Raw genomic sequence first — 24,724 nt, 5'->3', positions numbered from 1 at the left:
GAGAAAAAGCTCAAGGTTGCGGCATGAACCTAAACCGGTGTCCAAAATCTGTTGACCAGTTCAAGCCCGCTCCTACAGGGATTTTCGCCAGATGAGCCAGTCGACCCGCCTGATCACCGCCTCGTACATCCTCTCGTTCGTGGCCGCCAACGCACCGCAAAAACTGCGTACCGAGACCATCGCCAAGTGGGTCAAGACCCATCCCACGCGGGTGCGCAGCCTGGTGTCGCTGATGGTCAAGGCCAACATCCTCAAGTCCTGGCGCGGCGCCCATGGCGGCCTGACCCTGGCCCGCCCGGCCAGCGAAATCACCCTGCGCGAGGTCTACGACGCGGTGCAGGAAAGCTCGCTGATCGCCGAGAAGATCGACAACCCGTTCTCCGGCCTGGAAGACCACTGCAAGGTGTTCGAGGTGTTCACCCGCCTGTTCGCCATGCTCGAAGCCAACATGCGCCTGGACCTGGGCGCTATCACCGCCGACCAGTTGTTCGTGGCCTTCGACAAACCGCAGGACAACGTCGGGCAGGCCTGAACCTGCCCGCCACTTCAGAGCTGAATGGCCTTGGTCTCGACGAACTCGGCCAGACCCTCCTCGCCCCACTCGCGACCATTGCCCGAGGTCTTGTAGCCGCCAAACGGCGCCTGGTAGTTGAACGCCGCACCATTGATGAAGCACTGCCCGGCGCGCAGTTGCCGGCCCAGTTGCAGGGCCCGCTCGCGGTCCGCCGCCCACACCGCGCTGGACAGGCCGAAGGGTGAGTCGTTGGCCAGGGCAACCCCTTGCGCCTCATCGGCATAGGGAATCAGGCACAGCACCGGGCCGAAGATCTCTTCCTGGGCAATCCGCATGCGGTTGTCGACGTCGGCGAACAGGGTCGGCGCCACGTAGAAACCGCGCTCAAGGCCTGGCACGGTGTCACCGCCACACAGCAGCCGTGCGCCCTCCTCCTGGCCAATGCGGATGTAGTCCAGCACGGTGCGCCGCTGCGCCGCCGAACACATGGGGCCGAGGAAGCTGTTCGGGTCTTGCGGGTCGCCCATGACCAGTTGGCGGGTTTCATCCAGGGCGATTGCCAGGGCCTCTTCATAGCGGCTGGCGGGCAGCAGCATGCGGGTCAGGGCCGTGCAGGTCTGCCCGGAGTTGATCATCACGTCCTGCACGCCATAGCGCACCGCGGCGTCGAGGTCGGCATCGGCGGTGATCAGCAGCGGCGACTTGCCGCCCAGTTCCAGGCACACGCGCTTGACCGACGGCGCCGCGGCCTGGGCCACGCGCACGCCAGCACCGGTGGAGCCGGTGAACGAGACCATGTCCACCTGCGGGTGACGGGCCAGCGCCTCACCGACCTTGGAGCCCGGCCCGCTGACCAGGTTGAACACCCCGGCCGGCAAGCCAATGGCCTCGATCATTTCGGCCAGTAAAAACGCGTGCAGCGGGGTTTCCTGGCTCGGCTTGACCACCACCGTGCAACCCGCGGCCAACGCCGGGGCCAGCTTGCCGATCAACTGGTGCAGGGGGTAGTTCCAGGGGTTGATGAACGCACAAACGCCCACCGCCTCGCGCACTACCAGCGAATTGCCGACTTCGCGTATCTCGTCCATCAGTCCGGCCAGTTCGATGTACTGCTCAAGGCCGACAATCGGCCCGTCGACCTGCACCGCCCGGCACCACTGCACCGGCATGCCCAGCTCGCGGGTGATGACGGCCGCCATCTCATCGGCGCGGGCCTTGAGCTGTTCGGCCAGGGCGCGAATGTAGCCGGCGCGCACACTGGACGGGGTTTGCGACCAGCTGCCAAAGGCGTGGCGCGCCGCTGCCACCGCCCGGTTGACGTCTTGCTCGTCGCCCAGCGGCACCCGGCCTGCCACTGCTTCGGTGGCCGGGTTGATCACTTCGGCCAGGCCCTGGCCCGACGGCAACTGCCAGCTGCCATCGATAAACAGCCGCGGGTAGTCACGCATGGGCTTTGCCCTCCATCAGTTCAGCCGCGCAACGGGCAATGCGCTGGCAGGCCTCGCGCAGCGGTTCGGCGCCGAGCACCAGGCCCAGGCGGATATGCCCGGCGGCGCTGGGGCCGAAGGCTTCGCCGGCGAGCACCGAGACGCCGTGGTGATCGAGCAGGCGATAAGAGAACGCCTGGGCGCTGAGGCCGGTTTCACGGATGTCGACCATCACGAACATGCCGCCATCGGGCTTGAGCGCACGCAGGCCCGGGCAGTCGGCCAGGCACGCGCAGACCAGGTCGCGGCGCTGGCGGTACGCTTCACGCATGGCCGCCAGCTCCGGCAGTTGTTGCTCCAGGGCGACCACTGCCGCGTCCTGGATGAAGTCCGGCGAGCCGTAGAGCATGCACAGCGCCAGGTTCTCCAGGTGCGTGGCCAGCGCTGGCGAGCCCACTACCCAGCCGACCCGCCAGCCAGTCATGGCATGGGACTTGGACAGGCTGTTGAGGGTCGCCGTGCGCTCGGCCATGCCCGGCAGGCTGCCGGGGCTGATGTGCTCGCCGTCGTACAGCAGCTCGCTGTAGACCTCATCGGAGATCAACCACAGGTCATGGGCAATGCACAACTCGGCCAGCGCCTCCCAGGTAGTGCGCGGCAGGCTGGCGCCGGAGGGGTTGTGCGGGCTGTTCAGGGCCAGGGCGCGGGTCTTGCTGGTGATGCGCGCGGCGACATCTTCGGCCTGGACCCGGAAGCCGTGCTCCGGGCGCACCGGCACCGGGATCACCGTGGCGCCACAGGCGCCGAACACGGCCTCATAGGTGACGTACATGGGCTCGGCGACAATCACTTCGTCGCCGGGGTTGAGCACGCACTGGGCCACGCAGAACAGCGCACACTGGGCCCCGGCCAGCACCGTCACCTGATCGGCGGCGGTCGGCTGGCCGCTGCGTTGCTGATGCCGGCGGGCAATCGCCTGGCGCAGGGCCAGCTTGCCGCGTACGTCGGAGTAATGGGTGTGGCCGTTCTGCAGGCTGTCGATGGCGGCCTGGACGATCGGCGCCGGGGTATCGAAATCCGGGTCGCCAACCGACAGCAACAGCACGTCTTCGCCTTTTTCCAGCAGTTCCAGGGCACGGTAGTGGATGTCCCAGGCAGCGGCGCCGTCACCGGCGATACGTTGGGTCAGATCGGAAAAGCGCATGGCAGTCTCCCAAAAAAGCGGTTGAAGCTCAGCGCGCGCAAGCGTGCTTGAGCTCGATCAGGGTTACGCCGTTGCGGGCAAAGCCGCTGCGCAGTTCCCGTTGCAGGTCATCCAGGCTGTGCGGCTGCGCCACGCTGCAACCAAAGGCCCGGGCCAGGCCGATGAAGTCCGGGTTGCGCGGCAGCACGCCGATCGGCTCGATATCCAAACCGAGCATGTCGTCGCGAATCTGCCCCAGGGCATCGTTGTTCCACAGCAGTACCACCAGCGGGCGCTCCAGCTCTTCGACCGCGGTGGCCAGTTCCTGGGCGGTGTAGAGGAAACCGCCATCGCCGACCAGCACCAGGCCCGGGCGATCATCCGTGGCGAACATGCCGCCAATCCCGGCCGGCAAGCCGTAACCGAGGGTGCCGTAGCCGGTCGGGTGCAGCCAACTGCGGGGGGCGCGGCTGGCATAGACATAGTTGCCGGTGTAGGCCAGCTGGGTCATGTCGGTGCTGATGAACGCATTGGCCGGCAGCTCGGCCGCGACCCGGTCAAGGATCGCCTGGTGAATCGCCTGCAGCGGGCCATGGCTGGCCTTGACCGCCTGGCGCAGGCTGGCGACAGCATCCATGGCAGCGCCGGCATCGCGCGACGTTTGCGGCAAACGCTCGAACAAGGCGGCGACGGTCTGCCGGGCATCGCCCTGCAGGGCCACGGCGCAGGGATAGAAATCGTTGAACTTGCGCGGATCGATATCCACCCGCAGCAACTCGCCATTGAGCTGCAGCCGCTCGCGCCAGAAGTCGGTGTCGGCCATTTCGGTGCCGACCGCGAGGATCACGTCGGCCTCGGCAATCAGTTGCCAGCCCGGCTCCACGCACAAGGACGAACCGGCATTGAGCGGCGCATCCGGTGGCAGCAGGCCTTTACCGGCAACGCTGGTGAACAGCGGCGCGGCCAGGCGCGTGCTCAGTTGTTGCAGTTCCTGGGCAGCGGCCAGGGCACCGCCACCGGCGATGATCATCGGCCGCCTGGCGCCTGCCAGTTTGCCGGCTGCCTGATCCAGCACACTGCTGGCCGGCACGCCCCGGCCCGGGCGGCGCACCACTTCATTGCTCCAGTCGCGGGCGACCGGTGCGGCCAGCACATCCAGCGGCACCGAGATATGCACCGGACGCGGGCGTTCGCTGTCAAATACCGCATAGGCTCGGGCGATCAGCCCAGGCAGGTCCTCGGCGCTCAACGCCACGGCAGAGAACGCCGTGATCGGCGCGGTCATGGCGCGCTGGTCCTGGGTTTCGTGCAGGCAGCCCCAGCCTTTGCCCAGGCTGGCGGTGTGGTTGACGCTGGAAATTACCAGCATCGGAATCGAGTCGGCATAGGCCTGGCCGATGGCGGTGGCGGCGTTGGTAACGCCGGGGCCGGTGATGACGAAGCACACCCCCGGCTTGCCGCTGACCCGCGCATAACCGTCGGCCATGAAGCCCGCGCCCTGTTCATGGCGGGTCAGCACGTGGCGGATGCCGCTGCCGGGCAGGCCACGGTACAACTCCAGGGTGTGCACCCCGGGAATGCCGAACACGGTATCGACGCCGTAGTTGGCCAACAGGCGCACCAGGGCCTGGCCACCGGTCAATGAGCTGTTGTGCATGTTCATCTCCTTACACCTGGCCGAGGCGAATCAACGCATCGACCGCGGTGGTGCCCTGGGCACCGACCATTAATGGGTTCACATCCAGTTCCAGCAATTGCGCAGCGTTTTCGCAGGCGTAGTCGGCGACCGCACGGATCGCTGCCACCAGCGCCTCCAGGTCAGCCGCCTCGCGGCCACGAAAACCCTGGAGCAAGGCCGCGCTGCGCAGGCCGAGCACGGCCTTGCGGATGGCGCCGTCGGTGGTCGGCAGCAACAGGCTCTTGCTGTCCTTGAGCAGCTCGACGAGGATCCCGCCGGCACCGATCACCAGGGCCAGGCCGAAGTCGTTCTCGCGCTTGATGCCGACGATCAGCTCGGCCAGCGGCGCGCTGGCCATGGGCTCGAGCAGCAGCTGATCGAACGCGACACCCGGCGCATAGGTGCCGATCCGTGCGCGCATCTGCTCCAGCGCCGCGCCCAGGGCCTGGGCGTCGCGCAGGTTGAGGGCGACGGCACCGGCTTCGGTCTTGTGCGGCAGTTGCGCACTGACCGCCTTGAGCACCAGCGGGTAGCCGACTTGCTGCGCATTGGCCAGGGCCTGCTCCGGCGTGCTCAACACGCCCTTGGGTACCGGCAGGCCAAACGCCTGCAAGGCTTGTTTCGATTGCCATTCGTTGAGCAGCTCGCTCTCGCCTTGCAGCGCCTGCGGGCACAACGGCGGCAACGCTGACTCGCCCAGGTCGAGCAGCGCCTGGCGTTGGCCCTGGTATGCGGCAATCCGCCCCCAGGCCGCCAGGCCATCCTCGACGCCCTGCAGCGCGGCAATGCCATGGGCATGCAGGCGCTCGCGGGCGAAGGCCGGCAGCAGTTCGGGCAAGGCCGAGGTGACAAAGCCGGTCTTGCCGTGACGCTTGAGCGCCGCGCAGTACAGCTCCAGCAGCAGGTCGCACTCCTTGCGCTCGCCGGTAAACTCCGCCGGGTAGTCGAGCACCAGCATGGCGGCATCGGCCTCGGTGCGCAGGGCGCTGTCGAGCATGCGCTCAAGCGCGGCGCCGTCGCCCCAGATCGCCGTGGTGAAGTCCAGCGGGTTGACCAGGTTGGCATAGGTTGGCAGCACCTGGGCCAGCTCGCGGACCTGGCCATCATCCAGCTTCGGCAGGCTCAGATCGTTGCGTTCGGCATAGTCGGCGATCAGCCCGGCATCGCCACCGGAGCAAGCCAGGGCGATCAGGCTGCCGCCCTTGGGCAAGTGGCCGCAGGCGGCGGCCTTGAGGGTTTCGACAAAGCTCACCGGGCCGCTGACGCGGATCACCCCCAGGCGCTCGAACAGGCTGTCGTACAGCGCATCGGAGCCGGACAGCGAGCTGGTGTGGCTCAGCGCCAGTTCCGCACCGATTTGCGACACCCCGGTTTTCAGGGCGATGATCGGGATGCCCTTCTCCAGCGCCTTGTGCGCCGCGCGGGCAAAACCCGGCACATTCTTCAGGCCTTCCAGGTGCAGGCCGATGGCAGTGACCCGCGGCTCATCGAGCAGCGCGTCCATCAGTTCGGCAATGCCGATCTGCGCCTGGTTGCCCACCGAAGCCATGTAGGCCACCGGCAGCGAGCGGTCGCTCATGGACAGGTTGTAGGCAAAATTGCCGCTCTGGGTCAGCACCGCCACGCCCTTCTCTACTGCCTTGCCGCCATGGGCCACCGGCCACAGCGCAGCGCTGTGCAGGTAATCGAGCAGGCCATAACAGTTAGGGCCGAGCAGCGCCATGTCGCCGGCGGCCTCAAGCAGTTGCTGTTGCAGGGCCTGGCCTTCGGCACCGGTTTCGGCAAAGCCCGAGGCGTAGCAGATCGCCCCGCCGGCACCCTTGGCCGCCAGCTCGGCCACGCAGGTCAGGGTCAGCTCGCGGTTGGTGGCGATGAACACCGCATCCGGTGCGCAGGGCAGTTCGCCGACGCTGCGCACGCACGGCACGCCATCGAGGCTGTCGTGCTGCGGGTTGACCAGCCACATCGGCCCCTGGTAACCGCCCTCGGCGCAGCGCTTGAGCGCCCGGGCCATGCTGCGCCCGCCGACAAACGCCAGGTGGCGCGGGGCGAGCAGGCGTTTGAGATTGTCTCGTAACATGAGCAGGCTCCTGATCAGCGCAACAGCGGGCGCAGCAGTTCACGGGAAATGATGTGCCGCTGGATCTCCGAGGTACCCTCCCAGACCCGCTCGATCCGCGCATTGCGCCAGATCCGCTCGACCGGCCCTTCGTCCATCAGGCCCATGCCGCCGTAGATCTGCACCGCCTCGTCGGCAACCTTGCCCAGCACTTCACTGGCAAACAGCTTGGCCATGCCCGCCTCGCCATCGGTCATCGTGCCCTGGTCCATCTTCCAGGCCGTGTGCAGGGTCAACAGTTCGGCGGCGCGGATCTGCGTGGCCATGTCGGCGAGCTTGAACGAGATACCCTGGTAGGTGCCGATCGGTTGGCCGAACTGCTTGCGGTCGGCCGCCCATTGCAGCGACACGTCCAGGGCGCGCTGGGCCTGGCCAACACAGTTGGCGGCGACCATCACCCGCCCGGCGGTGAGCCAGGCGTTGGCCACTTCCCAACCCTTGCCGACTTCACCCAGCACCTTGCTGGCCGGCACCGTGCAGTCATCGAAGAACAGCTCGAAGGTGTGATAACCGCGGTTGCTCACGCACTTGGGCCCGCGGCGGATGGTCATGCCCGGGGTGCCGCGGTCGACCAGGAAGGCGGTCACCGCGTTGCGCGTCTTGCCGTTGTGCTCGTAGGTGTCGGTGACGGCAAAGACAATGGCGAAATCGGCGTGGCCGGCATGGCTGATGAAGTGCTTGCTGCCGTTCAGTACGAAGTTGTCACCCTCGCGCACGGCGCGGGTCTTGATCGCATTGGCATCGGAGCCGGCACCCGGTTCGGTGAGGGCAAAGCAGTCGGTCTTCTCGCCCTGGATGCACGGCAGCAGGTAGTCGTTGATCTGTTCGTCCTTGCAGGCCATGAGGATCTTCGACGGCCGCGCGACAAACACATGCAGGGCCCACGACACCTTCGACAGCTCGCGCTCGATCAGCGCCTGGGACAGATAATCGAGACCGCCACCGCCGACTTCCTCAGGCATGTTGAAGGCATAGAAGCCAGCGGCGATGGCCTTGCCGCGAATCTGCGCGGCGAGCTCCGGCGACACCTCGTCGGCGCGGTCGACCGCCTCTTCATGGGGCAATAACTCCTTGGCGACAAAACTGCGTACCGCTTCCACCAACATTTGTTGTTCTTGGGTCAGTTGGAAATTCATGAGTCGATCCTGAAGAAGTTCTTGTAAGTTGTTATTTACCAACGAAATTAGCGGTGCGCTTTTCGACGGCAGCACGCAACGCTTCGGCGCCATCCTCGCTACGCCCGCACAGCAGCCCGGCGGCAAGCTCGGCCTGTAGCTGCTCGCCCAGGGTGCGCTGGGCGCCGTCACGAATCAGCCGTTTGGTCTGGGCGAAGGCGAAGGTCGGGCCCTTGGCCAGGCGCCCGGCCAGCTCGGCGGTCACCGCCAGCAACTGCTCATCGGCGCACACCTCACCCACCAGTCCCGCTGCCAGGGCGCGCTCGGCCCCCCACAGCTCATCGAGGAACAGCAGGCGCTTGGCCTGTTCGCTGCCGATCAGCCGCGGCAGGTGCCAGCTGGCGCCGGCATCCGGGCTGTAGGCCATGCTGGTGTAGCCGGCCTTGAACCGCGCCGAGGCGGCGGCCACGCGCAGGTCGCAGCACAGGGTCAGGTCCATGCCGGCGCCGACGGCAGTGCCGTTGATGGCGGCGATGGTCGGTTTGTCGAGGCTGTGCAGGCGCTGCATCAGGGCGTGGGCGGTTTCGGTCCAGCCGTAGCTTTCAAGCGCGCCGCGGGCTTCGGCCTCGGCCCACTCGGCAAGGTCGGCGCCGGCGCAGAAGCTGCGGCCGGTGCCGGTCAAGACCACCACGCGCACCGCCGGGTCGGCGTTATGGGCCTCGAGCAAGGCATGCAGGTTTTTCAGGCTGGGGATGTCCAGCGCGTTGCGCTGATCCGGACGGTTGAGGGTGATCCAGGCGATGCCGGCTTCGACCTGGCTGAGCAGCGACGCAGGAGGGGTCATGGGGGGGCCTCGAATTATTGTGGTTGGCGTGAGAGGTATGACGTGAGACCATACTAAACGAGTGTTCAACAAGGAGACAATCGGCTGGATTAATTGCTGTAACAGATGAAGTTACAGAGCTAATTGCTTGTTTTTATAAGATTTAAATATTTAATTTGAGAAGTAATGGCCGCGCCTGTTACAACTTTGTACAACCTATCGCGGGGCAAGCCCGCTCCTACATTTACAGGTAGGAGCGGGCTTGCCCCGCGATGGGCTTACACCGACGGCGCCAACACCACCTGGCGCTTGCGGTGAATGATGAAGTACGCCGCGTAACACACTGCGATGAAACCAAAACCCCAGTACAGCGACGGCCGCTGGGTCTCATCCAGGGCCAGGAACACGAACAGCGAACTGCACAGGGCGATGCACAGCAGCGGCACCAGCGGGAACAGCGGCGCGCGGTACTTGAGGTCGCTGAGCTTGCCGCCGCCCTGCAGGTAGGCGCGGCGGAACTTGTACTGGGCCAGGGCAATGACGATCCAGGTCACCGTGCCGGACATGCCGCTCACCGCCATCAGCACCATGAACAAGGTGTCGGCGGCGACAAAACTGGTCATCAGCGACACCAGGGCAAAGCACAGGGTGATGCTCAGCGCCCGCAACGGCACGCCGCGCTTGCTCAGCGGCGACAGGCTTTTCGGCGCCATGCCGGTCTTGGACATGGCCCAGAGGATGCGCGTGGAGGCATACAGGCCGGAGTTGCCCACCGACAGAATCGCGGTAAGGATGACGAAGTTCATCAGGTCCGCCGCGTAGGGAATGCCGACCATGTCGAACACCTGCACGAACGGGCTCTCCATCAGGCCGGCCTGTTGCCACGGCACAATCGCCGAGAGCACGACGATGGCCAGCACGTAGAAGATCAGCACACGGAACACCACGTTGCGCACTGCGCGGGGGATGCTTTTTTCCGGCTGGTCGGTTTCACCGGCGGCAACGCCCATGATCTCGCAGCCCTGGAAGGCATAGACCACGGTCATCATCACCGCGAACACCGCCGACAGGCCGTTGGGAAACATCGAGTCGCCGATCAGGTTGTTCATCATCGGCGCCGGCTCGCCGCTGGTCAGCGGGATCGCGCCGAAGATCACCAGCACGCCAACGATGATGAAGCCGAGGATCGCCGCCACCTTGATCCCCGAGAACCAGTATTCGGCTTCGCCAAAGGCGCGGGTGGCCAGGGCATTGAGGCCGAACAGCACCACCACGAACAGCGCCGACCAGTACCAGATCGGCACCTCGGGGAACCAGCGCACCATCAGCATGCCGGCGGCGGTGAACTCCAGGCCCACGGTGGTGGCCCAGCTCATCCAGTACACCCAGCCGATCATGAAGCCGGTGGCCGGGCCGATGAACTTGGTGGCGTGGGTCTGGAACGAGCCGGACACCGGCATCTGCACCGACAGCTCGCCCAGGCAGACCATCACCAGGTACATCAGAAAACCCGCCACCAGGTAGGCGAGGATCGCGCCCATGGGCCCGCCCTGGTTGATGGTCACCCCCGAGCCCATGAACAGCCCGGTGCCGATCACCCCGCCCAGCGACAGCATGAAGATATGCCGGCTTTTCAGCGCGCGGGTCAGGTGGATGCCTTTACGTTCGGTAGAGTCAGTCATGTCGGCACCTCAACAGTGGTTGAAGCGCGGGAGGGACAGGCGATGGTGCGGGGACGGCTGAGCTTTACGGCAGTTCATTATTATTATCTCCAATAAGCTTCGAAGACCGCGGGCAGCGGTTGCCGTCGATTATTGGAAAGCGATGTAAGGTGGCGTTGTACGTAAAGATCGAAGATGTAAAAAGTCGTAAGGTTTTTGTACGTCAGCGCTGGATCAGCTGTTTCAGGGTTTCGTCGGCCAGGCGCAACTGCTCGGCCAAGGGCGTTTGCAGGGCCTGCAAGGCTGCCGGGGCCTTGTTCAACGCCGCCTCTTCCAGTTCCCGCAGTACCGTTGCCAGGCCGCGAAAACCGAGGGAATCACTACTGCCGGCGAGACGATGAGCCAGATGCGCGACGTCGGTGCAGTCGCCGGCCTTGAGCGCTTCGGCCAGCGCATCCTGATGCTGCTCGATAGCGTCGCGCAGCACCGTCAGCAAACCCTGGACTTTCTGTTCACCGAGCAAGCTGCGATGGGTATCGAGCAGCGCCCAGTCCATGCCCTGCCCGGCCACCGGGGCCTCGACCACCTGCCCCTGTTGCGCCAATGCCTGGCGCAAACTGTCGAGCTTCAACGGCTTGGCGAGGATGCCCTGCATGCCCGCCGCCAGGTAACCGCGCACCAGCGCCGGCTGCACACTGGCGGTCAGCGCCAGGATCCGACAAGCGCGGTTTGGCCCGGGGGTGCGGCGGATCTGCCGGCACACCTCGACCCCGCTGATACCCGGCAGATGCACGTCGAGCAGGATCAGGTCGTAGCACCGCTGCGCACAGAGGACCATGGCCTGTTCCCCGTCCTCGGCCATCCACAACCGGTGCCCGTCGCGCTGCAACAGGCCGCGCACCACGTCGCGGTTCAGTTCGACGTCTTCGACCACCAGGATATCCAGGGCGTGCACCGGCTCTACCGGCGGCACGGTTGCAGCCTGCGCTGCCGCCGTGTGCAGGCTCAATTCGAACCAGAAACAACTGCCCTGCCCCTCGGCACTGTCCAGGCCGATGCGCCCGCCGAGCAGTTCCACCAGGTGTTTGCAGATCGCCAGGCCCAGGCCAGTGCCGCCATAGCGCCGGGCCACGGCTTCGCTGGCCTGGACGAAGCGATCGAAAATCCGCCCTTGCACCGCCGGGTCGATGCCGATGCCGTTGTCGCGAACACTGACCCGCAGCTGCTGCTGGCCTTGCTCCTGGCCCAGCACCTGGACCTCGACGCTCACCTCACCGGCCTCGGTGAACTTGATGGCGTTGGCCAGCAGGTTGCTGAGCACCTGGCGCAGGAACTGTTCGGCGCCGTGTTGACGTGGCGCCAACTGGGTATCGATGCGACAGCGCAACACCGTGTCGTTGTTCAGGGCCCGCGGTTCGAGCAGGGTCATGACCTCGTCGCACAATTGGCGCAGGGAGAAATCCACCGCTTCCGGGTGGCTTTCGCCCTCCTCCAGGCGGGCAAAGTACAGCACTTCGTTGAGGATGGTCAGCAAGCCTTCGCCGGCCTTGTACAGGGCATCCAGGCGCTTGCACCCCTGGGCATCGAGATCAGCCTCGCGCAGTAATTCGGCCATGCCGAGGATGCCGTTGAGCGGGGTGCGCAGTTCATGACTCATGGTCGCCAGGAAGCGCGACTTGGCCAGGTTCGCCGCTTCGGCATCATCCTTGGCACGCATCAGGCTGGCAGTGCGCCGCTCGACCATCTTCTGCAGCTCGTCGCGCTTGTCCTGCAAGGCCAGGCGGTCGACTTCACGGCGGTCGATATCACTGAGAATGGCCCGGCGCATGTCGTCCAGGGCGTGGGCCACGGTGTCGATTTCGTCTTCGCGGGCCGAGCGGCGTTTGTCCAGGCGCAGCGGCTCCTGCCAGTCGCCCGCGCCGATGCGCCGGGCAAACTCGGCCATCACCTGCAAATGGCGAGTGACCAGGCGGTAAAACAAGCCCGACAACGCCACCGCCAGGCCGCAGAGGAACACGCTCATCCACAGCAGGCTGGTCAGCCCGGTGGCGAACAGGCGCCGGTGCACCGCACCCAGGTCGATGCTGACCTCCAGCTCGCCAAGGTGGCGCAACGGCCCGGAAGGCGGTTGATAGTCCAGGGCGAAACGCTCGATGCGCAGCGGCCCTTGTGGCGTCGCTTCGCCCTGCAGCAAGTCGAAGTCGGCACTGCTCAGGCGTACCCGCGCCACATCCGAGAAGTCCACCAGGCCGCGCAACTGCACCTTCAACTGCTCCTGGTTGAGGTCCCAGAGGCTGCGTTCAAGGCTTGCCAGGTAACCGGCGCGAATCAACGCCATGCGCGCGTCGATGTCGCGCATCTCGCGGCGGTACTCGAAATACAGCTGCACGGTGCTGGCCAGCACGGTAAAGCACAGGCTGAACAACAGGATGAACAATAGCAGGCGCCGCAGCAGGCCACCGGGTTGCAGGCGCATCATTTGGCGTCTGCCGGCAGGTTGACCATGTCGCGGTAGGTGACTTCGCTCTGCTCCAGCCAGCGCTGGATCTCGCCGTTGTCGGTCATGCGCTGCAGTTGCTCGTCGATCTGCGCCATGTGCTGGCTCAAGGGCGAATGCCGCGATACCGCCACCCGCAGGTAGTCGACGCTCAGCGCCGTGGGCAAGGCCTGGATGTCCTTGGCGCCGGGCAGATGTTCGACGAACAGCTGGCCGGTGCGCCGCTCCTGAATGACGAAGTCGATGCGCCCGCGAATCAGCTTGCCGAAGTTCTGCTGGCTGTCGGAAACCCATTCGATGTTCTGGTGACGGGCGACGAAGCGGTCGAAGTCAGGCCCGTAGCTTTCGCCGAACAACAGCCCGCCGCGGTAGCTGGCCAGGTCTTCAAGGCGCTCGAAGGTCACCGGCCGCTGGCGATTGAAGAACACCGCCACCTCCTCGCGCAGCACCGGCACCGTGGAAAAGCGCATGCCCTGGTCGCGCTGGTCGCTGTTGTAGGCCAGCACCACATCCACCCGGCCTTCGGCGGCATCAAGCAGGCAGCGCTTCCAGTTGCCCAGCACGACGATCTCCACCTCATAGCCCAGGCGCGCGAACAGCTGGCGCACCACGGTCGGCGCCAGGCCGCGCACCTGCTTGCCGTCGCTCCAGGAAATCGGCGGGTACACCGGGTAGTCGCAATAGCGGACGCGCTCGACCGCCTGGGCCTGGGCGCCGGGCATCAGCATGGCGAGCCAGAGCAGCCGCCACATATGATCAGGCCGCCACGCTGGCAGTAAACAGGTAACCGGCGCCGTGAATGGTAATGATCAGCTGCGGTTCGGCCGGGTCGTCGTGCAGCTTGCGCCGCAGGCGGCCGACCAGCACGTCGATGGAGCGGTCGTTGGGCACCCACTCGCGGTTGCGGATCTGGTCCATCAACTGGTCGCGGCTCAGGGTATGGCCGCTGTTGCGCAGAAACACGCTGAGCAGCTGAAATTCGCCGTGGGTCAGCAAGGTTTCGCCGCCCTGCGGGTCGATCAGGCGCCGCCGGTCGGTGTCCAGGGCCCAGTCGGCAAACTGCTTGAGCGGGTGATTGGCGGCGCTGGGCGGCTTGCCGGCCTGGGCATGGCGCACCCGGCGCACCAGGTTCTTGGCCCGTGACACCAGCTCGCGCGGGTTCAGCGGTTTGATCACGTAGTCGTCGGCGCCGCATTCCAGGCCGACGATACGGTCGATGTCGTCGTTGCGCCCGGTGATGAGGATGATGCCGACTTCCGAGCGCACCCGCAGTTCGCGAGTCAGGGTCAGGCCGTCCTTGCCCGGCAGGCGGATGTCGAGCATGACCAGGTCGACAGCCTGCTCGGCGAGAAAATGCTCGGCCTGCTCCGCCGTGGCAGCGCAGTGCACGTCGTAGCCTTCCTGGGACAGGTAGGCGTGCAGCAAGTCGCGAATAAGCGGATCGTCATCGACGACCAGTACCCGAGGCGTCATTGCGTGTTGTCTCTTGTTATAGGTGTTGTTGTGAAACCCGCGACTGCAGCGTACCCATTACTGAACGACCGATCAACAGCCCTCGGTCAGAGTGAAGCGCCGGCGGCCACCGGCCTGCAGGCCATCGACCCAGGCCTCGCAGATTTGCACGCCCTGCTCCGGGGTGAAGGTGCCCGGGTTGAGCCCGGATTCCAGCCACAGACCGTCGAGCAAGGCGCTCAGGCTGATGGCGGCCAGGTCGGCGTTGAAGGCCTGCCAGCCCTCTTCCGCGGCCAGCTCAGCCAGCAGCCGGCCCAGTTCGTTGCGGTATTCGCCGTAGGAGTGATCGTGCACCTGGTTGATCGCTTCGGCGGTTTTCACCGCGCCCCAGAACGCCAGCCAGGCATCGAGCAACTGCGGGTCGAGCAGTTCGGCGCAGAAGGAGGCGCGAAAGAACGCCGACAGCCGCTCGCGGGCATTGGGCGCGGCTTGGGCCATGGCTTCGCGGATCAGGCCCATGACCCGGCCGGTGACCGCCATGTAAGCCTCGGCGACCAGTTCGTCCTTGCCTGAATAGTGGTGGCTGATCAGCCCCACCGAGACGCCGGCCTCGGCGGAGATCTTGCGAATCGAGGCGCCCTGGAAGCCGTGCCGCTTCAAACACACCAGGGTCGCTTCGACCAGGTTGGCCTTGCGTAGCTCTGGGACCATGCGGCTGTAACGGGCTTCCTGGGTCATGGGGTTTCTCGAACAGAGTGAGTTGCAGGAACCCGGTGGGAGCGGGCCTTGCCCCGCGATCGAGCGCGAAGCGGTCGTAAAAACGGCCAATGCGGTGTGTCTGTTTGCACCGTGTCGACAGGTTTTACTGCTGCTTTGCAGCAGATCGCGGGGCAAGGCCCGCTCCCACAGGATTGCGTATTGAACGACTGTACAACAACTGCTGATCAGTCGCGATAGCCCGGCGCCACCCGCTCCAGCAAGCGCAGCAACGCCGACCAGGCCAGCTGCATGCCGTCCGGGTCACTCAGCTCGCCTTCCTTCAAGGCCCGCGCCGGCTCGTTGAACTGGCGTTCGGTGTGAGCGCAGACCTCTTCCGTCGGCAACACCAGCTCGCCGGCGGCCATCGCCATCAGCTGGATCTCGCAGGCTTTCTCCAGGTAATACATGCGCAGGAACGCCTCGCTGACACTGCGCCCGACGCTGAGCAAGCCATGGTTGCGCAAAATCAGCACCGCCTTGTCACCCAGGTCATCGACCAGGCGCACTTGCTCGGCCATGTCCAGGGCGATGCCTTCGTAATCGTGGTAGGCAACCTTGCCATGGAACTCCATGGAAATCTGGTTCACCGGCAACAACCCGCACTTGAGCGCCGCCAGCGCGCAACCGGCCTTGGTGTGGGTGTGCAACACGCACTGGGCATCCTCGCGGGCACCATGGATGGCACTGTGGATAACGAAACCGGCCGGGTTGACCGGGTACGGCGACGCCTCCACCGCCTTGCCCTGCAGGTCGATCTTGACCAGGTTGGAGGCGCTGATTTCATCGAACATCAAGCCGTAGGGGTTGATCAGAAAATGATGCTCGGGGCCGGGAATGCGCACCGAGATATGGGTAAAGATCAGGTCGGTCATGCGAAAGTGCGCGATCAACCGGTAGCAGGCGGCCAGTTCCTGGCGCAGGTGGATTTCGGTCTCGGTCATTATTGTTGTCCTCAGGCGAAAGGCTGGCCAGACAATAGGGCTGGACATCGTTCGATGTCCAGCCACAGCGAGGGTTCAGCGGCTGGCCCAGGCGTTGAAACGCTCCTCGAGCTCATCGCCATGGTCGACCCAGAACTCGACATTCATCGACAACGCGCCTTCAAGGTTTTGCCTGGAGGTCGGCACCCAGCTGGCCAGCTGCGGATCTAGCTCGGCAGCGGCCTGGGTGTTGGTCGGCCCGTAGGGGATTTCCTTGACGTAGCGCACCTGGGTGTCGGGCTGGTTGGCGAAGGCGATCAGGCGCTTGGCCTGGTCAACATGCCTGGAGCCCTTGATGATCGCCCAGTAGTCCATGCCATACAGGCTGCCGGGCCACACCAGGGCCAGCGGGCTGCCCTCCTGGGCGGCGACGGCGACCCGGCCGCTGTAGGTCGAGGTCATGACCACGTCACCGGCGCTCAGCCACTGCGCCGGTTGCGCGCCGGCTTCCCACCACTGGATGTAGGGCTTGAGCTCGCTGAGCTTGTTGAAGGCGCGGTCGACCCCCTCGGGGGTGGCCAGGACCTTGTACACGTCCTCGACCTTGACCCCGTCGGCCATCAGCGCGAACTCCAGGTTGTACACCGCACGCTTGCGCAGGCCGCGCTTGCCGGGGGTTTTCTTGACGTCCCAGAAATCCGCCCACGAGGTCGGTGCCTGGGCCAGCTTGTTGCGGTCGTAGGCGATCGCCACGCTCCACACCAGCACCGCCGAGCCACACGCCTGGGCGGCATCGGGGATCAACTGCTCGGCGCGGCCGAGCTGGGTCCAGTCGAGGCGCTCGTACATGCCCTCGTCGCAGCCGCGCATCAGGTCCGGGCCTTCGATCTGCACCAGGTCCCAGTCGACGTTGCCGGTATCGACCATGACCTTGATCCGGGCCATTTCGCCGTTGTACTCGCTCTGGATCAACGTGCTGCCGTCCTGGGCACTGAAAGGCTTGAAGATCGCCGCATCCTGGGCTTTCTGGCCGGCGCCGCCGTAGGCGACCACGACCATGTCCGGTGCTGCCTGGACGGCGCCGACAGCAAGGGCGAACAACCAGGGAGAGCGCTTGAGCAGATTCGATTTCATCAATGGTTCCTCTTGCCGGTACCACGTGATGCGTGGCCCGTTTTCTTGTTGTTGTGAGGTGTGCCCCAGGACCCGGGGTGATTGCACGCTAGTCAAAGGTCAGTAAAAAAACAAGTTGATTTTTTACTGGCGGTACACTTCTATAGAAAAATAATAACAACACCCCGCTGGAGCCTGACCCGCATGTCGACCTTCGCGCACCTGTTCGAACCGCTGCAAATCCGTGGCAAACGCCTGAAGAACCGCATCATGTCCAGCGGACACGACACCTCGATGCCCACCGACAACCTGGTCAACGAGCGCCTGATCGCCTACCACCAGGCCCGCGCCGCCGGCGGCGTCGGCCTGATCGTGCTGCAGGTGGCCGGGGTGCACGACAGCGCCCGCTACACCTCCCACGTGCTGATGGCCACCGACGACGCCTGCATCGAGGGTTACCGCCAGCTGGCCGAGACCTGCCATGCCCATGGCACCGTGGTGCTGTCGCAGATCTTCCACCCGGGGCGGGAAATCATGGAGTCCAGTGATGGCCTGCTGGCGGTGGCCTACTCGGCATCGGCGGTGCCCAACGAGCGCTTTCGGGTGATGCCGCGGGCACTGGACCAGGGAATGATCGACGAGATCGTCGCCGGTTACGCCGCCGCGGCCCGGCGCCTGCACCAGGCCGGCATCGATGGCGTCGAGGTGGTTGCCAGCCACGGTTACCTGCCCGCGCAATTCATCAACCCACGGGTCAACCGCCGCAGCGATGGCTACAACGGCGAGTTGCAGCAGCGGCTGCGCTTTGTCCGCGAAGTGATCGCGGCGGTACGTGCGGCGACGGCAGACGATTTCATCATCGGCCTGCGCATCAGCGCCGATGAGCGCGATGCCGAGGGCCTGACCGAGGATGAATCGCTGGCGGCGGTGAAGATGCTGCAGGCCGAGCTGGATTATGTGCATATCGTCGCCGGCACCTCGGCGTCGCTGGGTGGCGCGGTACATATCGTCCCGCCCATGGCCATCGAAGCGGCGTACCTGGCGCGTGAGGCCGGGACCTTCAAGGCGCAACTGAGCATTCCACTGTTCGTCACCGGGCGCATCAACCAACCCCAGGAAGCCGAGCTGATCCTCGCCCGTGGCCAGGCCGATGTCTGCGGCATGACCCGCGCGCTGATCTGCGACCCGCAGATGCCCAACAAAACCCGCAGCGATCGCGTCGAGGACGTGCGCGCCTGCATCGCCTGCAACCAGGCCTGCATCGGACATTTTCACAAGGGCCTGCCGATCTCGTGCATCCAGCATCCGGAAACCGGGCGCGAGCAGCAGTTCGGTACCCTGCAGCCGACCGCCACACGCAAACGGGTGATGATCGCCGGTGGCGGCCCGGCCGGCATGAAGGCCGCGGCGGTGGCCGCAGCCCGTGGCCATGACGTCACCTTGTATGAAGCCAGCGCCCAGCTCGGCGGCCAGGTGCTGCTCGCACAACTGCTGCCGCGCCGGGCCGAGTTCGGCGGTGCCAGCACCAACCTGCAACGGGAGATGCACCTGGCCGGGGTCAAGGTGGTGCGCAACACGCGCGTGGATCGCGCCCTGGTCGAGCGCGAGCAGCCCGACCTGGTGATCGTCGCCACCGGCGCCGAACCTTACTGGCCGGCCTTCGAGCGCGGCGGCGAACTGCAGGTGGTCGACGCTTGGCAAATCCTGCGCGGCGAGGCCAAGCCCGGGCGCTCGGTGCTGGTGGTCGACTGGCGCTGCGACTGGATCGGCCCGGGCATCGCCGAGCGCCTGGTGCGTGAAGGCCACCAGGTGCAACTGGCGGTCAACGGCACCCACTGCGGCGAAAGCCTGCCACTGTACGTACGCGACCAGATGGCCGGCGAGCTGCACAAGCTGGGCATCCCGATCACCCCCTATGCACGCCTGTACGGCTGCGACGACAACACCGTGTACCTGCAACACACCGCCAGCGGCGAACCGATGATCTTCGAAGACATCGACACCCTGGTGCTGTGTCAGGGCCATCAGCCGGTCGATAGCCTCGCCGCCGAGCTGCACGGCCTGGTCGAGGTGAAACGCATTGGCGACTGCCTGGCCCCGCGCACGGTGGAAGAAGCCGTCTACGACGGTTTGAAGGTCGCCTGGAGCCTGTAAGCCTGTTTATACTCCGGGGCTTTGACAGTGCGGTTCGGAGCACGCCATGAGCAACAGCAGCAAGACGCCGCCCGCCGCCAGCCAGGAAGGCACCAGCGCCCCGCATTTTCTCGGCACCCGCATCCGCGGCCTGCGTAAGCGCCGCGGCATGACCCTGGCCGAGCTTGCCGAGCAAAGCGAGCTGACTGCCGGCTACATCAGCCAGCTGGAGCGCAACCTTTCCTACCCGTCGATCCCGGCGCTGTTCAATATTGCCCGCAGCCTCGGCGTGACCATCCAGTGGTTCTTCGCCAGCGAAGCCAGCACCGCCCCGGAAGACAACGGCTACGTGGTGCGCAAGAACAGCCGCCTGAGCGTGCATTACGAAGACGGTATCGTCGACCAGTTGCTGACCCCGCAACCCAACCGCCAGCTGGAGATTCTGCATTCGCGCTTCCCGCCGGGCACCTACAGCCAGCAAAGCTACAGCCACGACGGCGAAGAAGCCGGCTACCTGCTGTCCGGCAGTTTCGAGCTGTGGGTCGGCGAGCGGCATTTTCAGCTGAGCGAAGGCGACAGCTTCAGTTTTTCCAGCCAGGAGCCGCACCGTTACGGCAACCCTGGCGAGGTGGATGCGGTGGTGATCTGGGTGATCACCCCGCCGACGTTCTGATACCTACAACAACAAAGGCAAGCCATGAACGAGTTGATCACACGGGACCTGCACCAGGGCCTGCTGACCCTGACCTTCAACCGCCCAGACAAGCTCAATGCGCTGAACACCGCGATGTATACGCAACTGGGCGATCAGTTGCTGGCAGCGACTGAGGACGCTGAAGTCGAGGTTATCCTGCTGACCGGTGGCCCGCAGTGCTTTTGCGCCGGCAACGACCTGAAGGACTTTCTCGACAACCCGCCCAGCGACATGGACAGCCCGGTGTTCCGCCTGATGCGGCTGGTCATGGCCCTGGACAAGCCATTGATTGCGGCGGTGGCGGGGCCGGCCATCGGCATCGGCACCACCCTGCTGCTGCACTGCGACCAGGTGCTGGTGAGTCGTTCGGCCAAGCTGCGCATGCCGTTCGTGCCACTGGGCTTGTGCCCGGAGTTTGGTTCCAGCCTGTTGCTACCGCGGCTGCTCGGCCATGCGCGTGCGGCGCGGTTGTTGCTATGCAATGAACTGCTCACGGGCGAACAGGCCGTTGAATGGGGCCTGGCCAATGAACTGCATGAGGATGGTGAGCAGTGCCTGGCAGCGGCGCGCAAACTGGCCGAGCGCCTGCAGGCCTTGCCCCAGGATGCGCTACGGATCAGCAAGCGCTTGCTCAAGGATGCCCATCGGCAGGAGCTGGAGGTCACTGTTCAACGTGAAGGCTTGCTGTTTATCGAGCGTCTGCACACGCCCGAGGCGAAAGCGGCGTTGCGGGCGTTGGTCAAGGATTGACGATTGCGGGGCTGCCTTGCAGCCCATCGCCGGCAAGTCCGGCTCCCACATGCTGACCTTGTGGGAGCTGGCTTGCCAGCGATCGAGTGCGAAGCGCTCGAAAATCCAGGCGATACCGAGTCAGTCTTTCAGCACCCTCAACTCAATTCCATCGAGCAACGAATGGGTGGCTAGCGCTGTGCCGGCCTCATCGCTGGCAAGCCAGCTCCCACAGTGGCCGGCGTGACGCTGAACTTGTGGGAGCTGGCCTTGCCAGCGATCGAGCGCAAAGCGCTCGTAATCCAGGCAACGCCGACTTTGAATCAACACCTCAGCTCATACCGCAACCGCGCATTCGCCCCACCCGCCGAAGCCACCCGCCTGAACCCCAGCCCTTCCGCCAGCCGCTGGCAGGCCACATTCGCCGGCGAAGTGGTCAGCCACAGCAGCGAGCCTTCCAGCACCGGCAACAGCGTGTCCAGCGCCTCTGTCATCAAGCCCTGCCGGGCATGGACCTCGGCGATCCAGTAGCCCAGCCCGACCTTGCCCTGGGCATCCGGCCGCACGCCCAGGCAGCCGATCAGTTCGCCGCTGGCCAGGAACAGGTAATAGCGTTTTTCGCCCTGGGGCGCTGCCCAGTTCTGCCGGGCCTGAAGCAGGCTTTGTCGCGCTTGTTCCAGGGTCCAGTCGTCGCGGGCCCAGGGCAGAAATTCACGGTGGAAGCCGTAGTTGGCGTTGAGCACAGCCTGCAGTTGCGCGGCAAAGGTCAGTTCCGGGGCGTGGAGTTTCAGCTGTTTGCTGCGCAGGCGGCGGGGCAAGTCCATTGCGGGGTCCTGAGGTGGGTAAGGAGCGACGAGTATTGCATAGACCTATCCTTTACGAGCGCTTTGCGCTGGATCGCTGGCGACCTGGCCAAGAGCTGCTAGCGTTGTTCAGGCGATCAATCCCCTGCCCCGTGCGGTCATTGCCAAGGATACGAAAGTCGATGAAACCCACCTTGCGCTCCACCCTGCTCTGCTCCGCCCTTATCGTATTGGCCGGTTGCGCCAGCTCCCGGGTCGACCCCAGCCAGTATTCCGGGTTTCTCAAGGACTATAGCCGCCTCAAGCCCGCCGAAAGCATCTCCGGCCAGCCGGTGATGCGCTGGATCGACCCGCAGGTGAAAGCCGCGCGCTTCACCAAGGTGTATATCGAGCCCAGCCAGTTCTACCCCAAGCCCCAGCCCACTGCGGCGATATCGCCGCAGACCCTGGGGCAGATCACCCAGTACTACAACACCGCGCTCAAGCGTGAACTGGGTGCCGAGCTGCCCTTGGCCCAGGGTCCGGGCCCGGGTGTGCTGGTGGTGCGCCCGGCGATCACCGCCGTGTCGACCAAGACCGAAGGCCTCAAGCCCTACGAAGTGATCCCCATCGCCCTGGTGGCCGCCGCCGTCAACACTGCCGCCGGTGGCCGCGACCAGGAAGTGGACATCGCCACCGAGGCGGCCTTCCTCGACGGTGGCAACAACAAGGTGATCGCTCAGGTGGTACGCAAAGGCACCGGCGAGGCCTTGGAAAACAACACCTCCAAGCTGGCCCTGGAGAACGTCAAGCCAGTGCTGGACGGCTGGGCCAGCGACCTGCGCAAAAGCTTCGCCAAGCTCAAGAGCGAATCGCGCTAGTCGCTCAGTTCACTGTCGATGACGATGCTGCCGCTGAGCAGCTTGTGCACCGGACAGGCATTGGCCACGCCCAGCAGGCGCTCGCGCTGGGCCGCATCGAGATCACCGTGCAGTTCGATCACACGCTTGATCTCGGTGCGCACTTCAGGGCTTTTCACCTCACTGACGATGTCCAACTGCACATGCACATGGTGCAGCGGCCAATCCTTGCGTTTTGCATACATCGACAAGGTGATTGCGGTGCAGGCGCCAAGGGCCGACAGCAGCAATTGATGCGGATTGGGACCGCTGTCGTGGCCGCCCAGCTCGCGGCCCTCATCAGCCAGCCACTGCTGGGCACCGGCAGCCAGGCTTACCTGATACGGGACATCGCCAAGGTCGGCGTAAACGGTTGATGCGCTCATGAGCTTCCTTAATCGGAGATGGGTACACCCGCCTACCCTAGCGCCCAAGACCCGCCGCCGCCAGTCGCGCGGTTGAACTTCAGCGTCCTGCGCGCAGAACGACGCACAATGGCAGAACCACGCCCATCCGCTTTACTTACCGGGACAACAACTTGACCTGATAAGGAAATCGACCATGTCCCAGCTCCTGGACCCCACCTCCAACGAAAGCAAGTACGCCAAGCTGGCCAGCGCCGCGATCATCGGTGCGATCACGCCAACCAGCGTTCGCTTGTGGTTTCGCGTGTACATGCCCGGCGAGTGGGTGCTGGTGGTCACCACCGCGCCGTTGAGCGGCGACCTGCAGCGCCTGGATGAGCTGCCCGTGGCCGACTTTCTGAAAAAGCACAAGATCAAGCCGGTGTTCATCCAGGCGCAAAAATTCAGCTTCGACAGCGACCTCACTGGTGTCTTTGCAGTGACTGGACTGAAGGCGCAAAGCACCTATTACTACGCGCTGATCAGCAGCGAAACCGACGACCTGATCATCCGTCGGCGCACCGAAATCGGCGCCGACTCGCCGAAAAATTTCATCACCCCGGCGATCGATCCCGAAACCCTGACCTTCGGTTTCTACAGCTGCCACGACCCGATCAGCGCCGACGGCAGTGCCGGCGCCTGGCCGCTGCTGCACCAGCAACTGATCGACCAGCGCGCGCAGTTCGTCATCGGCGGTGGCGACCAGATGTACGTCGACACCAACAAGAAAAACGGCTTCCTGGATATCTGGGAATGGCTGAAAGAAAACAAGCAGGCCCTGCTGGCCCACTACAAGAAAGGCAACAGCTACGACAAACCCGGCATCGAGCAGTACCTGCTGGACATCTACCGCTGGTACTACCGGGTGTACTGGAACATCCCGACCCTGCGCGAGGTGTACGAGCAGTTCCCGCAGTACATGATCTGGGACGACCACGAGATCATGGACGGTTGGGGCTCGCTGACCAACAAGGAGCGGCAAAAACGCATCTCGCTGCTGTTCGAAAGCACCAGCAACGGCCCCAACAACCAGATGCTCGTCGACCTCATGTGGCGCGCCGCCTGCCGCGCCTATTACGAATACGAGCACAGCCACAACCCGGTGACCTCGATCAACCTCGACAAGCCCGACGACTGCCACTGGGACTACGCCTTCGAGCAAGGCGGCTCGGCCTTCTATGTGCTGGACATGCGCGGCCATCACGATGTCGAGGCCAACGACCCGCACAAGATCCTCGGCAGTGCGCAAATGAAGCGCTTCAAGGACTGGTTGAACAGTGCCGTGGTGCAGAGCGCCAAGGCGGTGTTCATTGTCTCGCCGGTGCCGGTGATGCACTGGAACAACGCGGTCACCAACGGCGCCGATTTTGGCTCGCTCAAGGACGATTGCATGGATGAGTGGGACCACAAGACCAACCGCGCCGAACGCAAGGTGCTGCTCGATCAGGTCTACGCGGCGCTGGGCAAGAGTGCCAAGCCGGTGGTATTTCTCAGTGGCGACGTGCACTGCGCGGCGGTGTTTCGCCTGTTGCACAAGCAGTACCCGGCGGCCAAGGTGTACCAGGTCACCTCCAGTGCCATTTCGCGCATACCGGCGCCGGACATGCTGAAGATGGCCATCAGCGGCGGTGGCGAGATGCCGGGCATTGCCAACATGGTCTGCGAGCGCTGGTACGCCATGGCCGGTTCAAAGAACTTCGCCCTGCTCAGCGTGCGCCCGTCACTGGACGGCAAGCAGACCGAAGTGCTGGTGGAGCTGCACTGGCCCAGTGGCGAGGATGGTGAGCTGACCAAGCGCCGGGTGTTGCTCAAATAACCCGGC

Annotated in this window: 21 protein-coding genes; 6 read left to right on the top strand and 15 right to left on the bottom strand. The window is 64.9% G+C overall.

Translation table 11 applies throughout. The annotated features are described in order from the left end of the window. Positions 1-91: 91 nt before the first annotated feature. The gene (locus JV241A_RS11530; protein WP_115086553.1) at positions 92-532 is read left to right on the top strand and encodes an Rrf2 family transcriptional regulator; all 441 of its coding nucleotides are present in this window, start codon (positions 92-94) and stop codon (positions 530-532) included. A 14-nt stretch (positions 533-546) separates the two neighbouring features. Here the strand turns inward: JV241A_RS11530 and JV241A_RS11525 are convergent, their stop codons facing one another. From JV241A_RS11525 to JV241A_RS11465, 13 genes are all read right to left on the bottom strand, one after another. Then, complete coding sequence (locus JV241A_RS11525) at positions 547-1,962, bottom strand: aldehyde dehydrogenase family protein (protein WP_134062586.1); 1,416 nt, start codon at positions 1,960-1,962, stop codon at positions 547-549. Next, entirely contained in the window at positions 1,955-3,145 is a 1,191-nt protein-coding gene (locus tag JV241A_RS11520; protein ID WP_134062584.1) for a pyridoxal phosphate-dependent aminotransferase, read from the bottom strand. Before JV241A_RS11520 ends, JV241A_RS11525 begins: the two co-directional genes overlap by 8 nt. 28 nt (positions 3,146-3,173) lie before the next feature. After that, positions 3,174-4,781 (bottom strand): 5-guanidino-2-oxopentanoate decarboxylase, encoded by a 1,608-nt coding sequence (locus tag JV241A_RS11515; RefSeq protein ID WP_134062582.1) that lies wholly within the window; start codon positions 4,779-4,781, stop codon positions 3,174-3,176. Positions 4,782-4,791: 10 nt separating this feature from the next. After that, positions 4,792-6,882 carry an acetate--CoA ligase family protein gene (locus JV241A_RS11510; protein WP_134062580.1) on the bottom strand — a complete coding sequence of 697 codons (2,091 nt, stop codon included), beginning with the start codon at positions 6,880-6,882 and terminating at the stop codon, positions 4,792-4,794. Between the two features lie 14 nt (positions 6,883-6,896). Then, positions 6,897-8,057 (bottom strand): acyl-CoA dehydrogenase family protein, encoded by a 1,161-nt coding sequence (locus JV241A_RS11505; RefSeq protein ID WP_115086548.1) that lies wholly within the window; start codon positions 8,055-8,057, stop codon positions 6,897-6,899. A 31-nt stretch (positions 8,058-8,088) separates the two neighbouring features. Next, positions 8,089-8,880, bottom strand: a complete 792-nt coding sequence (locus JV241A_RS11500) for an enoyl-CoA hydratase-related protein (protein WP_115086547.1) — start codon at positions 8,878-8,880, stop codon at positions 8,089-8,091. 257 nt (positions 8,881-9,137) lie between these two features. After that, positions 9,138-10,541: an amino acid permease gene (locus JV241A_RS11495; RefSeq protein ID WP_115086546.1), complete on the bottom strand. Its 1,404-nt coding sequence runs from the start codon at positions 10,539-10,541 to the stop codon at positions 9,138-9,140. Between the two features lie 202 nt (positions 10,542-10,743). Then, positions 10,744-12,999 carry an ATP-binding protein gene (locus tag JV241A_RS11490; protein ID WP_134062578.1) on the bottom strand — a complete coding sequence of 752 codons (2,256 nt, stop codon included), beginning with the start codon at positions 12,997-12,999 and terminating at the stop codon, positions 10,744-10,746. Continuing rightward, positions 12,996-13,745, bottom strand: coding sequence for a transporter substrate-binding domain-containing protein (locus JV241A_RS11485; RefSeq protein ID WP_233673512.1), 750 nt, complete (start codon positions 13,743-13,745; stop codon positions 12,996-12,998). Before JV241A_RS11485 ends, JV241A_RS11490 begins: the two co-directional genes overlap by 4 nt. 28 nt (positions 13,746-13,773) lie before the next feature. Further along, positions 13,774-14,490, bottom strand: coding sequence for a response regulator (locus JV241A_RS11480; protein WP_134062574.1), 717 nt, complete (start codon positions 14,488-14,490; stop codon positions 13,774-13,776). A gap of 72 nt (positions 14,491-14,562) precedes the next feature. Next, a complete protein-coding gene (locus tag JV241A_RS11475) occupies positions 14,563-15,207 on the bottom strand; it encodes a TetR family transcriptional regulator C-terminal domain-containing protein (RefSeq protein ID WP_115086542.1) in 645 nt (214 codons plus the stop codon). Between the two features lie 206 nt (positions 15,208-15,413). Then, the gene (locus JV241A_RS11470; RefSeq protein WP_134062572.1) at positions 15,414-16,169 is read right to left on the bottom strand and encodes a class II aldolase/adducin family protein; all 756 of its coding nucleotides are present in this window, start codon (positions 16,167-16,169) and stop codon (positions 15,414-15,416) included. Between the two features lie 75 nt (positions 16,170-16,244). Beyond that, positions 16,245-17,282 carry an ABC transporter substrate-binding protein gene (locus JV241A_RS11465; RefSeq protein ID WP_134062570.1) on the bottom strand — a complete coding sequence of 346 codons (1,038 nt, stop codon included), beginning with the start codon at positions 17,280-17,282 and terminating at the stop codon, positions 16,245-16,247. A gap of 183 nt (positions 17,283-17,465) precedes the next feature. On the opposite strand from JV241A_RS11465, the gene JV241A_RS11460 reads away from it, so the two are divergent. Genes JV241A_RS11460 through JV241A_RS11450 form a run of 3 tightly spaced genes read left to right on the top strand, consistent with a single transcriptional unit; the run spans position 17,466 to position 20,838 of the window. Continuing rightward, positions 17,466-19,415 carry an FAD-dependent oxidoreductase gene (locus JV241A_RS11460; RefSeq protein ID WP_134062568.1) on the top strand — a complete coding sequence of 650 codons (1,950 nt, stop codon included), beginning with the start codon at positions 17,466-17,468 and terminating at the stop codon, positions 19,413-19,415. Positions 19,416-19,461: 46 nt separating this feature from the next. After that, positions 19,462-20,067, top strand: a complete 606-nt coding sequence (locus JV241A_RS11455) for a cupin domain-containing protein (protein ID WP_115086538.1) — start codon at positions 19,462-19,464, stop codon at positions 20,065-20,067. Positions 20,068-20,091: 24 nt separating this feature from the next. Next, positions 20,092-20,838, top strand: coding sequence for an enoyl-CoA hydratase (locus tag JV241A_RS11450; RefSeq protein WP_115086537.1), 747 nt, complete (start codon positions 20,092-20,094; stop codon positions 20,836-20,838). A gap of 302 nt (positions 20,839-21,140) precedes the next feature. Here JV241A_RS11450 and JV241A_RS11445 read toward each other — a convergent pair whose 3' ends face one another. After that, entirely contained in the window at positions 21,141-21,641 is a 501-nt protein-coding gene (locus JV241A_RS11445; RefSeq protein WP_134062566.1) for a GNAT family protein, read from the bottom strand. 161 nt (positions 21,642-21,802) lie between these two features. Between JV241A_RS11445 and JV241A_RS11440 the strand changes: the two genes are divergently transcribed. Next, positions 21,803-22,480 (top strand): DUF3313 domain-containing protein, encoded by a 678-nt coding sequence (locus JV241A_RS11440; protein ID WP_010226867.1) that lies wholly within the window; start codon positions 21,803-21,805, stop codon positions 22,478-22,480. Here JV241A_RS11440 and JV241A_RS11435 read toward each other — a convergent pair. Further along, positions 22,477-22,884 (bottom strand): OsmC family protein, encoded by a 408-nt coding sequence (locus JV241A_RS11435; protein ID WP_134062564.1) that lies wholly within the window; start codon positions 22,882-22,884, stop codon positions 22,477-22,479. The genes JV241A_RS11440 and JV241A_RS11435 overlap by 4 nt on opposite strands. Positions 22,885-23,059: 175 nt before the next feature. Here JV241A_RS11435 and JV241A_RS11430 point away from each other — a divergent pair, with 175 nt between their 5' ends. Further along, positions 23,060-24,718, top strand: a complete 1,659-nt coding sequence (locus JV241A_RS11430; RefSeq protein ID WP_134062562.1) for an alkaline phosphatase D family protein — start codon at positions 23,060-23,062, stop codon at positions 24,716-24,718. Positions 24,719-24,724: the final 6 nt, after the last annotated feature.

Source organism: Pseudomonas sp. JV241A (assembly GCF_900275665.1).
Classification (GTDB): Bacteria; Pseudomonadota; Gammaproteobacteria; order Pseudomonadales; family Pseudomonadaceae; genus Aquipseudomonas; species Aquipseudomonas wadenswilerensis.
Note: the sequence above shows the minus strand (reverse complement) of the source record. Positions and strands in the feature narration are given on the sequence as shown.